We start from the raw sequence: 13,479 nt of genomic DNA, 5'->3' as shown, positions 1-13,479 counted from the left end.
CGTCGACATGCGCATTTTTTGATCGAGGTTGCGGGCGGGTGACCGCCGTCATTCCATCCTGAACCGGGTGTGGCAGGTCGTGCAGGTCTGTAGCATGAGGTGGAACGCGTGTTCCGCCGCCATCGTCGACAGTTCGTGCTCGTTGCGGATGTGCGTGCCGAAGGGACCGCCACCCATGGCCTCTCCGGGCTTCATGCGCATACTGGCGGTCATCGGCCCGGGGTTCTGCTGTGCGGCGGCATCCAGCGCGACGGCGTAGTCGCGCAGGTCGTTGGCGATGCGGTCGAACCGGTCGCGCTCCCTAAGGATGTTCGGCCCGGCCTTCGACTGCCGACTGTCGGCCTCGGACGCGAAATGTGCGGAGAGAACGCCTCCGGACCTGTCGCGGATGGTGTCGGCTGCCCATTTGAACTCGCTGGCCTTGTAGGTCGTCGAATCCTTGAACATGCCGGAGATCGTCTTTGCCGCCGCGGCCATGGCTTTCATGTCCGCCTGCCGAATGGCGACAATGTCCTCCGCGGCCGAAGACACGGTTGCTAACATCAGGACCGCCATGAAGGCGAACAGTCCGAATTTGTTCGCGTCAACTGTTAATCTCATCGACGACGCCGCCTGGATTGGTGACCATAATGTTGCAACGGATATCCGATGCCGTGACCGGATATCCATCTTTATCTGGGCAGCAAGAGGGCGGATCGCGCCCGTCAGGCGGCCGGCGCATTCACAGCTTCCAATCGGCGGTTGATCTGTAGCGCTCAGATCTTTTTGCAACTGGCGATGAGAAAGCATTAACCGTCGCCGATTAGTCTGCGCCCTTCGCTCGGAGAGGATCGATGAAGAGTGGCTACTCGCTCGCCCAGATAGGACTCCACTGGCTCGTCGCCTTCATGGTGCCGGTCCAGTATCTGACCGGCGGCAGCATCGAGAAAACCCACCACGCCGTCCACATGGGTCTCACACCATCCTATTGGGACGTCGTCCAGCACCAACTTCACAACTATGCGGGAATGGTGATCGGCCTGCTGATGGGTCTGCGGCTGGTTCTTCGTCTCCTTCAGCCGCCCGAAACCAACAGGCCCGGTCCATGGGCCGGGCGGGCCGCGAAGGCGCTTCACTACGGTTTCTACGTCGCAATCATCGGACAGGCTTGCATGGGGTTCGTCGCGAGCTATCTCTCGTTCGCCATCGCGCCGTATCACGTGATCGGGTCGAGGATTATCCTGGCGATGGTCGCGCTGCACCTCGCCGCAGCGGCCTGGCACACGCTGGTCGCCCGGGACGAGACGGTCGACCGCATGGTGTTCTCGCGCCGGAAGCGGTCAGCCGAGAACTTCTAAAATAGCCAGCGTCAGCACGACATAGCGGCCGGTCTTGGCGGCGAACCCCAGGATCGTGAACGGGATGATGTTCGTGCCACATAAAGGACTCGAACATCGACGACAGGTGAGTTGCAATTGAAATCGAGCTGCTTTGCATGTAGTTCGAGGAGCATGGGCAAGATGTACCGAATCGCAATGAGCAGGCTGCTCGTGATGATGCGGCTGGTGATCATCGTATCACTGGCGGGGTACTCGCTGTCGAACGCCAGCGCCGCCATGCACGGCTCCTCCTTCCCCGAAATGGCAGCGGTCGTGTCCGAAACCGATGCCGCGCAGCATCACGATGGCCATGACATGACCAAGATGGCTGTCCATGACCATTCCCAAGGCGAGGCCAGCGATGACGCAGATGGCGTATCGAAGCCCGTCAAGCAAGAATGCTGTAAGGATTTCTGTGGCGGGCTCGGTATTATTTGTGAAGGCCAGGATGTCGGCGGACCTGTCGTAACCTCGATCCGGCAGTTCATCGACGACCGCACGACCCTTGGCGAACTGCCGCCCCTCAACCGTCCCCCGAATATCTGAAGAGAGAGGCACCCGCTTGATCGGGTCTAGTCGGACGCTTGCCTGCTTCTGGGCGAGCGCCCTGTAGGCTATCTCCTATTCGGATATTTCATAATGAAACCCTCGTTTTTCGTGGTGGGGCTGCCGCTTGTTGCCGGTGGCTGCGCATCCACGCTTCCTCCCGACGTGGTGGCGTTACCCACCGCGGTCGTTCAGCCGTCCGCGCTTCCGGCGGCATACAGGTCGCCAATCACAGGTTACGTCGCCCGCCAGCCGGTCGATCCCAAACCCTGGCGCAGACAGAACGATCTGCAGTCTCCCATGAACGGAGGCGGCTCATGATCGGCACCACAAGACTGATCGCGGCGCTGGCATTTCCGCTCGCCTTGAGCGGCTGCGTTACAGGCGCCGACTATTCCCGCAAAGGGGCGGGCTTCACCGCCGTTGCCAATAAAACCGCCATTGTCACGGCGAAAGAGACCGTCTGGATCCAGAACCAGAACCAGGCCCGATCGGCGGCCGCGCAGGTCAAAGACCTGCTTGCTCGGACGAAGCCTCTCGACGTCGAGACGGCCGTCCAGATCGCGCTGCTCAACAACAAGGGCCTCCAGGCCGCCTATGCCGATCTTGGCGACAGCGCCGCCGACGCCTGGCAGTCGACGATGTTCATCAACCCGACCGTCTCCATCGGCACGACCGGGATCGGAACTCCGGAACTGCAGGCGTTCAAAACGATCGAAGGGATGATCACGACGAACATCCTGGCGCTCGCCACGAAGAACAGGGACATGGCGATCGCCGACACCCGCTTCCGGCAGGCGCAATTGATCGCGGCGGTGAAGACGCTTCAGGTCGCCGCTGACACCCGGCGCGCCTGGATCGGTGCGGTCGCCTCATGGGAGAATGTCGGGCAGCTCCAGCACGCCCAGGCGACTGCCGATGCGGCCTCCGAACTCGCCGAGAAACTCGGCGAGACAGGCGCAATGGCCAAGGGCGCCCAGGCCCGTGAACATGTCTTCGTCGCCGAACTCGCCGGGGAAACGGCGAAGGCCCGCTTGTCCGCCCGTCTTGCCAAGGAGGAGTTGACGCGGCTGATGGGCCTCTGGGGCTCCGATCTGGACTACCAGGTTCCGAACAGCCTGCCGCCGCTCCCCAAGTCCGTTGTCAGACGTGATACCATCGAGGCCGAGGCTCTCAGGAGCCGCATCGACCTGCAGATCGCCAAGCTCGACCTTGAGGCCACGGCCAGATCCTACGGCCTCACCGAGGCGACGCGCTATGTGACCGACCTCGAGATCCTGACCGGTTTCGAAACGGAGCGGGAAATCGAGGACGACGAGACGAAGACGCGAACCACTGCGCAGGTCGAGCTTGAGTTCGCCATCCCGATCTTCGACACCGGCAAGGCCCGGATGCGCAAGTCCGAGCTGGCCTATATGCGGGCGGCGAACCTCTTGGCAGAGAAAGCCGTCAACGTCCGCTCGGAAGCACGCTCCACCTACGAGGCTTACCGCTCGCACTACGATATCGCGCGGCACTACCGCAACAACGTCGTGCCGCTGCGCACCAAGGTCGAGGAGGAATCCCTGCTGACCTACAACGGCATGATCTCGAACACCTTCGAGCTGCTGGCGGACACCCGCGACAAGATCAACTCCACCCTGCTTTCCGTCAACGCGAAGCGAGATTTCTGGCTCGCCGAAGCCGATCTGGCGCCTGCGATCTACGGCGGCGGCGCGACGAAGGCCTCGGCAGAGACCGAGGTCGCCGCTGCTTCCGAAAGCAGCGCTGGCGGCGGTCATTGAGAAAGGACACACCATGTTCAACAGACGACAACTTTTTGGAGCCAGCGCTGCTCTGCTTGCCACAGCCGCCTGGACGAAGACGTCGGCGATGGGTCTGCCCGACGCTCCGACGATGGAATCGGCGGACATGCAGCCGCCACTCCACCCTAGCTCCGGTCCGGACTATCAGCCGGTGGTCACCCTCAACGGCTGGACCTTGCCGCATCGGATGAACAACGGCGTCAAGGAATTCCACCTCGTCGCCGAACCGGTCGAACGCGAGATGGCAGACGGCATGACCGCCTATCTGTGGGGCTACAACGGACAGTCACCGGGGCCGACGATCGAGGCTGTCGAGGGAGATCGCGTCCGCATCTTCGTCACCAACAAGCTGCCCGAGCACACGACGATCCACTGGCACGGCATGATCCTGCCGTCGGGCATGGACGGCGTCGGCGGCCTGACGCAGCCGCATATTCCAGTCGGCAAGACCTATGTCTACGAGTTCGACCTCGTGAAATCCGGCACCTTCATGTACCACCCGCATTCCGACGAGATGGTGCAGATGGCGATGGGCATGATGGGTTTCTTCGTGATCCATCCGAAAGATCCCAAGTTCATGCGCGTCGACCGAGACTTCGTCTTCCTGCTCAACGCCTACGACATCGACCCCGGCTCCTACGTGCCGCGGATCATGGAGATGACCGACTTCAACATGTGGTGCTGGAACAGCCGCGTGTTCCCGGACATCAGCCCTCTCGTCGTGTCCAGGAATGACCGGGTGCGCGTCCGGGTCGGCAACCTGACGATGACCAACCATCCGGTCCACATGCATGGCTACGATTTCGAAGTGACCTGCACCGACGGCGGCTGGGTGCGGCCGGAAGCGCGGTGGCCGGAGGTCAGCATCGACATCCCCGTCGGCGCGATGCGTGCCTACGAGTTCGACGCCAAATATCTCGGCGACTGGGCGATCCACTGCCACAAGTCGCACCACACGATGAACGCCATGGGTCATGACATTCCAACCTTCATCGGCGCGGACAAGTCGAAGGTCGCCGAAAAGATCAGGAAGCTGCAGCCGGAATACATGCCCATGGGTACCAAGGGCATGGCCGACATGGGCGAAATGGAAATGCCCATCCCCGAGAACACCGTTCCGATGATGACCGGCTGGGGGCCGCATGGTCCGATCGAAATGGGCGGCATGTTCTCGGTCGTGAAAGTCCGCGAGGGGATCTCGGCGGACGATTACTCAGATCCCGGCTGGTACGAAAACCCGCCCGGAACGCAGGCCTGGGAATGGACCGGAGAACTTCCGGACGCGACCAAGGCCAAAGACGCGAAAACGCAAATCACGCCAAAGCCGACAAACGGCTGAGGTCCAATCTCAACATCGAAAAGGAATGACGGATGAAGAATTATCTCATGGCACTGGCCCTCGCAGCACTCGCGTCGCCAGCACTTGCCTCCGGCAATCATGCCGGTGGCCACGGCGAGAAGATGACTGTCGGAGAACCCGGCGACAAGGCCAAGGCGACACAGACCATCCGCGTCACGATGACGGAAACCGACGACGGAAAGATGCTGTTTACCCCTGCGCTCTTCAACGTCCGAAAAGGGCAGACGGTCAAGATCGCGATCAAGAATGCCGGAACCGTCGACCACGAATTCGTGCTCGATCAGGAAGACAAGATCCTGGAGCACAAGAAGGTCATGGAGAAGTTCCCGGAAATGGAACATGCCGACCCCAACTCCATCCGTCTTCCGGCTGGCCAATCCGGCGAGATCGTCTGGAAGTTCACCACCGACGGCGAGTTCAAGTTCGCCTGCCTGATCCCCGGTCACTACGAAGCCGGCATGCATGGCGACGTCACCGTCGCCGGCAAATAATCTGCAACAAAGGAGCTACACGCATGAAAACTGCAATGATCAAAATCGGCCTCGCCACCCTGCTCTGCGCCAGCGCAGCCTTCGGCGCATTCGCCGAGGAATTCACCAAGGGTGTCGTCAACAAGGTCGACACAAAGGCAAGGAAGGTCACCATCAAGCATGAGGACCTGAAGAACCTCGACATGCCTGCGATGACGATGGTCTTCCGCGTCGAAGACCTGGCTTTGATCGAGAAACTGAAAGAAGGCGCGAATGTCGAGTTCGTTGCCGAGCGTGTGAATGGCAAGCTGACCGTCACCAATGTAAAATAGCCACCTCCTGCCGCCCGGGTCGATCCGGGCGGCAGGACATCGAGGAGCGCAGACGATGCACGGAAGAAGAAGTTTCATTGCAATGGCGGGCTCTGCCCTGGTGTTGTTGAGCGGAAAGGCCCGTGCCACGGCTCCGGCAGAAATGACTGTCTACAAGGACCCGAATTGCGGCTGTTGCCACGAATGGGCGAAAGCAATGGCAGAGGCAGGTTATTCCGTCGATCTCCGCAACACCGACGACCTTGCCGCAGTCAAGGCACGGCTTCGCGTTCCTGCCGAAATGGAAGGATGCCATAGCGCTGTCGTGGAGGAATACTACCTTGAGGGGCATATTCCGCTCGATGCCGTGCAGCGCCTGCTCCGAGAGCGGCCGCCGGTCCGAGGACTGGCCGTGCCGGGGATGCCGTCCGGCTCATTGGGAATGGGTGTCGATCCGGCCACGGTCTATGACGTCTATGCGATCCCCTCGGGAACCGGCGCGCCATACGTGTTTATGGAGGTTCGTCCTCGGAAGGCTTGACGCCTGGATCAATCAAGCGCGAGCCGCCGCTTAAGACAGACGCCGTCCCTCCTCGCCGAAGAGGTGCAGGACCTCGGGATCGAGATGCAGCGGTAGGCTGTCGCCGGATTTCAACCGCTGCTGGCCGGCAAAGACGGCAATCAGTTTCTTCCCGCCTGCGTCGGCGTGGACGACGGTCTCCGAGCCCAGTTCCTCGACAAGGGTAACACGGGTATCCAGCCTGCCCGCTGAACCCGCGTCGGCAAGGGTGATATGTTGCGGCCGGATGCCGATGCTGACTCTCTCGCCGATCGGATGCGCCTCCCGGGCAACAACGGAAAGCCGCTGGCCGCCGACTGTTTCGACTTGCGTGAAACCGGCGTCGTGGCCGACGATGGCGCCTTCCAGGAAATTCATATGCGGCGCGCCGATGAAACCGGCGACGAAGCGGTTGGCCGGCTTGTTGTAGAGTTCCAGCGGCGTTCCCACCTGCTCGATCCTGCCGCCTCTCAGCACGACGATGCGGTTGGCAAGCGTCATCGCCTCGACCTGGTCATGAGTGACATAGATCATCGTCGCCTTGAGACGGGCGTGGAGGGCGGCGAGTTCGGCGCGCATGCTGACCCTGAGTTCGGCGTCGAGATTGGACAGCGGCTCGTCGAGCAGGAAGGCATCCGGCCGCCGCACGATGGCTCGGCCGATGGCGACGCGCTGGCGCTGGCCGCCGGAGAGCTGGCCCGGACGGCGCTGCAGGAAAGGCTCGATCTCGAGCATGCGGGCGGCGTCAGCGATGCGCGCTTCGATCTCGGCCTTTGCCACCTTGGTGTTCTCCAAACCGAAGGCGAGATTCTCGCGCACGCTCATATGCGGATACAGCGCGTAGGACTGGAAGACCATGGCCAGGCCCCGATCGGCGGCGCCGATCCCGGTGACATCCTTGCCGTCGATGGCGATGCTGCCGCCGGTGGGCTTATCGAGGCCGGCGATCAGCCGCAGCAGCGTCGATTTCCCGCAGCCGGACGGGCCGACGAAAGCGACGAACTCGCCGTCATTGACCTCAAGCGAGACATCGCGGATGACCTCGACGGCGCCGAAATTCTTAACGATGTTCCTGAGCTCGAGCCCGCTCATGCACTCTCCTGTTTGTATTGTCAGCTGGTCTATTTCAGGCCAGAGCCGGCGATGCCTGTGGTGATGAAGCGCTGCAGGAAGACGAAGATCAGCACGACGGGGATCATCGAGACAACGGTCATCGCGAGGATGTAGTGCCATTGCACATTGAGCTCGCCGGCATAGACGTTGAGGCCGACCTGCAGCGTGTAGAGTTCCTTGCGCGAGAGCACGATCAGCGGCCAGAGGAAGTCGTTCCAGCGCCAGACGACCGAAAAGATCGCCAGGACCGCCAGCGCCGGCGCCGACAGCGGCAGGATGATGCGCCAGTAGATCTGCCATTCGCTGGCCTTGTCCATGCGCGCGGCGTCGAGCAATTCGTCGGGGATGGTCAGCATGTATTGGCGGAGCAGGAAGACGCCCGTGGGGGTGGCGACCGTCGGCAGGATGACGCCCCAGAGGCTGTCGAACAGGTTCAGCGTGCCGATGACGGAATAGAGCGGCACGACGATGACCGAGAGCGGCACCATCAGCGTCGCCAGGATCATCAGCATGACGGCGGTGCGGCCGGGGAACTGGTATTTCGACAGCGCGAAGGCGGCCATGGAATTGACGAGCAGCGTGATGACAGTCGCCACGACGGTCACGAAAACGGAGTTGCGCAGGAACAGGAAGAAATCGAAGCGCTGGAACGGTTCGGTGTAATTGCCGCCGGCGAATTCCACCTTGCGCACCGGCGTGCGGTCCTTGATGTTGACCTTGACGATTTCGCCCGGCTGTTTCGGATCGACCATCTGGCCCATGATGCCGATGCGGCGGACTTCGGCGAGCACACGCGCGCTGCCATCCGGCATTGCGACATTATAGAGCTGCAACGGCTTGTCGTATCCCGGCACCACTGCCTGTTCGGTGACATAGGGCAGGACGGACGGCGGGAACTCGGCAAGGGCCGCCGGCGTCTTGAAGGAGGAGAAGACCAGCCAGACGGCCGGGCCGAACATCAGGATCACGCCCGAGATCAGCCAGATCCAGGTGACCACATCCGTCCAATGCCAGCCACGGCCGCGGCGGCGAAGCAGGAAGGTGCCGACAGCGCTCATTGGCGTGCTCCCTTCTTCTCGTTGCGGCTGCTGACCCCAAGCTGGACCAGCGTCAGGATGACGAGCACGATGCCCATCAGGATCGAGGCGGCCGAGGCAAGCCCCGGGTTGCGCAGCGAACTGGCAAAGCCGGTCTCGTAAATATACTGGGTGATATACATGGTGCTGGTGCCCGGCCCGCCGCCGGTGAGCACGAAGACCTCGTCGAAGATCTGCACGGCACGGATCAGCGCGAGGACCAGGACGACGATGAGGTTCGGCATCAGCAGCGGCAGGGTGATGCGCCGGAAGATGCGGGTGGGGCTCGCCTTGTCCATCGCCGCCGCCTCGTAGAGATCCTTGGGGATCGCCTGCAGGCCGGCGAGCAGGATCAGCGCGTAAAAGCCCATATGCGCCCAGACCGAAACGAAGACGGCGAAGAAGAAGGCCCAGAAACGATCGCTGAGCCAGGAGAAGGGCTCAAAACCGAAGGGGCTCAACGCGTAGTTCAGCAGGCCTTCACGCTGGAGGATCCATTTCCAGATCAGGCCGACGACAACAGGCGACAGCAGCACCGGGAAGAAGAAGACAGCGCGCCAGAAGCCGCGATTGGAAAGCTCGCGGTTGAGGATCAGCGCCGTTGCGAGCGCTGCGATCAGCATGACTGTGACCTGGAAGACGACGAAGACGGCGGTGTTGCGCACGGCCGCCCAGAAGGTGTCGGCAGCGCAAGTCGAAGGATCGAGATAAGAGCCGCAATCGAAGAGGATGCGGTACTGATCGGCGCCGACATAGGTCCTGTTCTGCAGGAAGATGGCGCTGCCGCTCGTCGTCGAATAGAGGAAGTTGATGACCAGCGGCAGCAGCACGAAGACGGAAAAGATCAGCATGTTCGGCGCCAGGAAGACGCCCGCCATGCCGTTCAGCCCGGTCAGCTTCTGCCAACCGCGCATGGGAATATCGACCAGCCCCATGAGGAGCCGGACAGGCGCCGAGAGCGCCTGCCGCAGGCCGGTTTTGACAGGTGGTTCGGAATAAACCGTCTTCTCCGCCATGCGTTCGTCCGTCAGTTGCCGCCAACCTTGGCCTTGATGTCCTCGTCGATGCGGGCATAGGCATCGTCGAGCTTCATTTCGCCGGCGATCACCTGGCTGATGCGGGCGACGATGGCGCTGTAATAGGCGTCGGACCACTTCCAGCCCGGCAGCTTCATCGCCGGTGCCGCCGTCTGGCCGGCCGATTCGACGAAGGCCTTCAGCGCCGCCTGCACATGCGGATTGTCGGTCTTGAAGTCCATCTGGCCGGCGGCCACGCCCTTATGCGCCGGAATGAACAGGCTGCGCTCGGCGAACTCCTTCTGCACATCGGCACCTGCCAGGTAATCCATCACCTTGGCGACGTCCTTCGGGTTTTTGGTGTATTTGACGGCCACCAGACCGGCGCCGCCCTGCATGCCGGTGCAGGCAACCGTGCCGCAGGGGCTTCCCGCCATCACCCAGTCGAAACTGTCGCCGATCTTCTGGGCAAAGCCCGAGATCTGCCAGCTGCCGGAGTAGAGATAGGCGAGGCCGCCATTGATGAAGTCTTCGGCGGCGGAGCGGTAGGTGGTGCCGGCGGCACTCACCCAGACATCCTTGTTGACGGTGCCATCCTCATTCCACTTGACGAAGCGGCTGAGGAACTCCTTGGCGCCCTGATCGATCGGCGCCGGCTTGCCGTCGGCGGCGATATAGTTGGCGCCGTAGGAAATATTCGGGCCGGAGACGCGGTGGCCGGAGCGGTCGATCGCCATGGCGAAGACCTTCTGGCTGTCGGCGACCTTCCTGGCTGCCGCCGCCCAGTCGTCCCAGGTGGCCTTCGGGCCGGGGATCTCGACGCCGGCCTGTTCGAACAGCGTCTTGTTGACGAAGCCGCCGGTCAGCGTCAACTGGGTCATGAAGCCGGTGATGGCGTTCGAGCCGTCGGGACGCATCCAGTCGGCCTGGGCACCGAAATTATCGTCCCAATATTTCGCATCGGCCAGGAGCGGGCGAAGATCGAGCCAATGCTGTGCCTGCGCCTTCAGATTGGTGACGCGGGCGATATCCGGCCCCTGCCCGGCTTCAAGCTGCACCGGCAGTTGTTCCTTGACGACGTCGTAGGAGACCTCGTCGAGGATGACGTTGATGTCAGGATTGGCCTTGGAGAAGCGCGCCAGCAGATCCTTGACGACAGCGCCTTCGCCGCCGTCGGAATACCACATGATGCGCACGTCGCCGGCATGGGCGGCAACGGAACTCAAGAGAATTGCAGCAAAAGCCGCGCCGATCGATTTCATTCTGGTCATTTTCTCCTCCACTTGACCGATCAATTCCTGCGTCCGGCCGGTCCTCCACCTGCCGGACATGTCGTCTACGAGGCCGCGCGCCGAGGCTGCCTGCCCGGTATCTTCAGATGTACCGCGTCTCCCCGCACCGACCAGTCCGTCGGGCGAAGAATGCGGCCTTCGGCGCGCACGGTGCCGTCCTCTTCGAAGACGACCCGGCCATAATCCGGATCGACGACGATCAGTGCGCCCTCTTCGTCGCGGCGGGCCGAAAGCGTGGCGAAACGCGCCTGCATGCCGTCAAGGCCACCCTCGCGCCCGATATCGGAGAGACGGACGATCCAGCGGCCCTTGCGGCCGGCCAGTCGCAGCTCGATATCCGTCGTCGGGCCTTGTTTCACCGGCTCCAGTGCGCCGTTGCCGATCAGCATCGCAATGCCGTTGCCGGAGCGGGCGAGCGCCAGATTGCCGTCGACCACCGTGTCGTCGAAGGCCTCGAGCGGGAACCAGGCATGGGTGAAATCCGGCTGGCCCTCATGGATCTCGAAATCGAGGATCGCCAGATCGCGATACTGATGCACGCGCGGCAGCGTTCCGCAGCCGCCCCAGAAGCTCGGCCGGCCATATCCGAATTGTATGGTCTCGCCGGGATGATTGATCCAGATCTGCGCTTCCGGCCGGTCGCCCAAGCGCAGATGCAGCACCGTCTCCTGATAGCCCCAGGCGCCGGGTCGATAATGGGCGATGGTGCCGAGCGCGGTGTCACGGGTCTTATAGTGATAGAGGGCGGCGAAACGGTTTTCGCCCTGGGAAAAGGTCCATTCCTGCGCGTCGTCGGACTGGTGCGCCGCAATCGCCGCAAGCGCTTCTGGAAAACGTAGGCCATGATCGCGAATGCAGACGGCAAGCTGTGGTAAAGCGTGGACACGCCGGCCGTACCAGCCGCGGCCCCAGAGCAGCCGGGCAATGGCGGAGAGTTCGACCGAGCGGCCGGGACGCAGCGTATGTTCATAGGAGCGACCCTGGCTGCCGGTCATCATGCCATGATGGGCCGAGCGGGCGACGATCTCCATCAGGCGGACGATGCTGGCGCTTGCCCGGTTGCGGATCGTCTCATCCGGCGCGCAGGCGGCCAGCGCCGTCAGCCCCTTGAGGTCGATCGGGAAATAAGGAACGGAATTCCACTCGGCCATTTCCCAGCGCTCGAAATGATCAAGCCAGGCGCGGACACGCTCTTCGCCGACCTGCATCTGCTCGGCGCCGGTGCGGCCGGAGCGGACAAAGACGGCATCGGGGAAAAGCCTGCCGCCGAGATAGGCGGCCGTATGGAAGAGAAGAGCGTGGTTTTCGGAAAAATACCACTGAACGTCGTTGCCGGGCTCATCCATCCAGTAGCGGTAATTGAGGACGGCGTGCTCGATCCTGTCGCGCAGCTCAGGTGACAGCAGATCGCTCCAGCGCGTATAGGCAAAGAGCAGCGGCACCAGCACGAAATCGGCGCAGTCGTGGCAATCCTCGATGACGGGAAGCATCGCCGAGATCATCGCCTCGGTGTCCTCGCCGCCCTGCCCCAGCGCAAGACGCGCGAAAGCACAGACCGTATCGGGCTCGGAATGGGAGGCGACCTCGGCCAGCGCCTCGGCGACGCGGTCCTCCAGGGCGGCGGGCGCTTCCCCCTGGCGTTGGGGATGACAGATCTCGACGCCGAGCGTGCGACCGAGCGAAAGCTCGCCTGTTTTGAAGGTGATCCGGAAATGGCGGAAATCGGCGGGCATATCCGCCGAGGTGCCGAGTTCCAGCTTGGTTGCTCCCGCTTCCAGCTCGAAATCATAGTCGAAGCGTTCGCTCGACATGAAGTCGCCTTCGATCTCAACATGACAGTTCAGCGCCACCGGCAGCGGCACGGGGAAGAAGATCGCCACGTCTTCGCCGAGATAGGCGGTGCGGTCGAAGCGCATGCCTTCGAGGATGACCTCCAGCTCATCCGCATCGCCGGCGGCGATGGGAACGGGCACGGCAGCTTCAACTTCCGGTCCTTCGACATAATCCAGCTGGAAATAGAAGCGCGCGTCGCGCTCGGCGAGATCGTCGAAATAGACGCGGATCTCGTTGAGACCGGCCGTAAGCTCGACCTCAAACAGCTGCTCGGCTTCGAGATTGCGCTGGTAAGGCGCCATGAAACCCTGCTCACGGCCATTGACGAAGAGGATCGCGCCGCCGCAGGTCGACAGGCGCAGCGTCGCAGGCCCCACTGAACGGGCATCGAGGAAGGTGCGCGCCCAGCAGCCGATACGCGTCGGGCGAAACCAGAATCCGGAGAGATCGACACGCGGGGAAGCAAAGGGAAGCCACCAGCGGATGGCTTCGAATTCGGTTGCCGGCTGCGGCCGCCGGCCGGAGAAGGATTTTTTGAATTCGGTGCGGCAGGGATATTCATGCGGGATGAAGTTCTTCGTCTTGGTGACGAAGAACAACGGATCCATGCTGCCGTCCATCGGGCGGTCGGCGACGTCGTAGCGCTCCTGCCACAGATGGGCGAGCTGCCAGTAGACGATCGGGCTATCCTTCGCCGTTGCGCGGCGGAGATGGGATTGCTGCTCAGTGGTCATATTTCA

14 protein-coding genes are annotated in these 13,479 nt (G+C 62.3%); 8 read left to right on the top strand and 6 right to left on the bottom strand.

The window, feature by feature from the left end:
• Positions 1-48: 48 nt before the first annotated feature.
• A complete protein-coding gene (locus QMO82_RS11455) occupies positions 49-600 on the bottom strand; it encodes a cytochrome c (protein WP_183607703.1) in 552 nt (183 codons plus the stop codon).
• A 233-nt stretch (positions 601-833) separates the two neighbouring features.
• Here QMO82_RS11455 and QMO82_RS11450 point away from each other — a divergent pair, with 233 nt between their 5' ends.
• From QMO82_RS11450 to QMO82_RS11415, 8 genes are all read left to right on the top strand, one after another.
• Positions 834-1,337 (top strand): cytochrome b, encoded by a 504-nt coding sequence (locus tag QMO82_RS11450; RefSeq protein ID WP_183607380.1) that lies wholly within the window; start codon positions 834-836, stop codon positions 1,335-1,337.
• A 153-nt stretch (positions 1,338-1,490) separates the two neighbouring features.
• Positions 1,491-1,904, top strand: coding sequence for a hypothetical protein (locus QMO82_RS11445; RefSeq protein WP_183607381.1), 414 nt, complete (start codon positions 1,491-1,493; stop codon positions 1,902-1,904).
• 93 nt (positions 1,905-1,997) lie between these two features.
• A complete protein-coding gene (locus QMO82_RS11440; protein ID WP_246718269.1) occupies positions 1,998-2,225 on the top strand; it encodes a hypothetical protein in 228 nt (75 codons plus the stop codon).
• On the top strand, positions 2,222-3,688 hold the full coding sequence (locus QMO82_RS11435) for a TolC family protein (protein WP_183607382.1): 1,467 nt from the start codon (positions 2,222-2,224) through the stop codon (positions 3,686-3,688). The genes QMO82_RS11440 and QMO82_RS11435 overlap by 4 nt, the downstream gene beginning before the upstream one ends.
• A gap of 13 nt (positions 3,689-3,701) precedes the next feature.
• A complete protein-coding gene (locus tag QMO82_RS11430) occupies positions 3,702-5,048 on the top strand; it encodes a multicopper oxidase family protein (RefSeq protein ID WP_183607383.1) in 1,347 nt (448 codons plus the stop codon).
• A 32-nt stretch (positions 5,049-5,080) separates the two neighbouring features.
• Positions 5,081-5,560 (top strand): plastocyanin/azurin family copper-binding protein, encoded by a 480-nt coding sequence (locus QMO82_RS11425; protein ID WP_183607384.1) that lies wholly within the window; start codon positions 5,081-5,083, stop codon positions 5,558-5,560.
• 23 nt (positions 5,561-5,583) lie between these two features.
• Positions 5,584-5,871 carry a copper-binding protein gene (locus tag QMO82_RS11420; protein ID WP_183607385.1) on the top strand — a complete coding sequence of 96 codons (288 nt, stop codon included), beginning with the start codon at positions 5,584-5,586 and terminating at the stop codon, positions 5,869-5,871.
• A 55-nt stretch (positions 5,872-5,926) separates the two neighbouring features.
• Entirely contained in the window at positions 5,927-6,391 is a 465-nt protein-coding gene (locus QMO82_RS11415; RefSeq protein WP_183607386.1) for a DUF411 domain-containing protein, read from the top strand.
• A 30-nt stretch (positions 6,392-6,421) separates the two neighbouring features.
• Here QMO82_RS11415 and QMO82_RS11410 read toward each other — a convergent pair whose 3' ends face one another.
• The 5 genes from QMO82_RS11410 to QMO82_RS11390 form a co-directional block, all read right to left on the bottom strand.
• Positions 6,422-7,501: an ABC transporter ATP-binding protein gene (locus QMO82_RS11410; protein WP_183607387.1), complete on the bottom strand. Its 1,080-nt coding sequence runs from the start codon at positions 7,499-7,501 to the stop codon at positions 6,422-6,424.
• Positions 7,502-7,530: 29 nt separating this feature from the next.
• Positions 7,531-8,580 carry a carbohydrate ABC transporter permease gene (locus QMO82_RS11405; protein WP_183607388.1) on the bottom strand — a complete coding sequence of 350 codons (1,050 nt, stop codon included), beginning with the start codon at positions 8,578-8,580 and terminating at the stop codon, positions 7,531-7,533.
• On the bottom strand, positions 8,577-9,614 hold the full coding sequence (locus QMO82_RS11400; protein ID WP_183607389.1) for a carbohydrate ABC transporter permease: 1,038 nt from the start codon (positions 9,612-9,614) through the stop codon (positions 8,577-8,579). The genes QMO82_RS11405 and QMO82_RS11400 overlap by 4 nt, the downstream gene beginning before the upstream one ends.
• Positions 9,615-9,625: 11 nt before the next feature.
• Positions 9,626-10,885 (bottom strand): ABC transporter substrate-binding protein, encoded by a 1,260-nt coding sequence (locus QMO82_RS11395; RefSeq protein WP_183607390.1) that lies wholly within the window; start codon positions 10,883-10,885, stop codon positions 9,626-9,628.
• Positions 10,886-10,950: 65 nt separating this feature from the next.
• A complete protein-coding gene (locus tag QMO82_RS11390) occupies positions 10,951-13,473 on the bottom strand; it encodes a hypothetical protein (protein WP_183607391.1) in 2,523 nt (840 codons plus the stop codon).
• Positions 13,474-13,479: the final 6 nt, after the last annotated feature.

The sequence above is a fragment of the Rhizobium sp. BT04 genome (assembly GCF_030053135.1).
GTDB lineage: Bacteria > Pseudomonadota > Alphaproteobacteria > Rhizobiales > Rhizobiaceae > Rhizobium > Rhizobium binxianense.
Note: the sequence above shows the minus strand (reverse complement) of the source record. Positions and strands in the feature narration are given on the sequence as shown.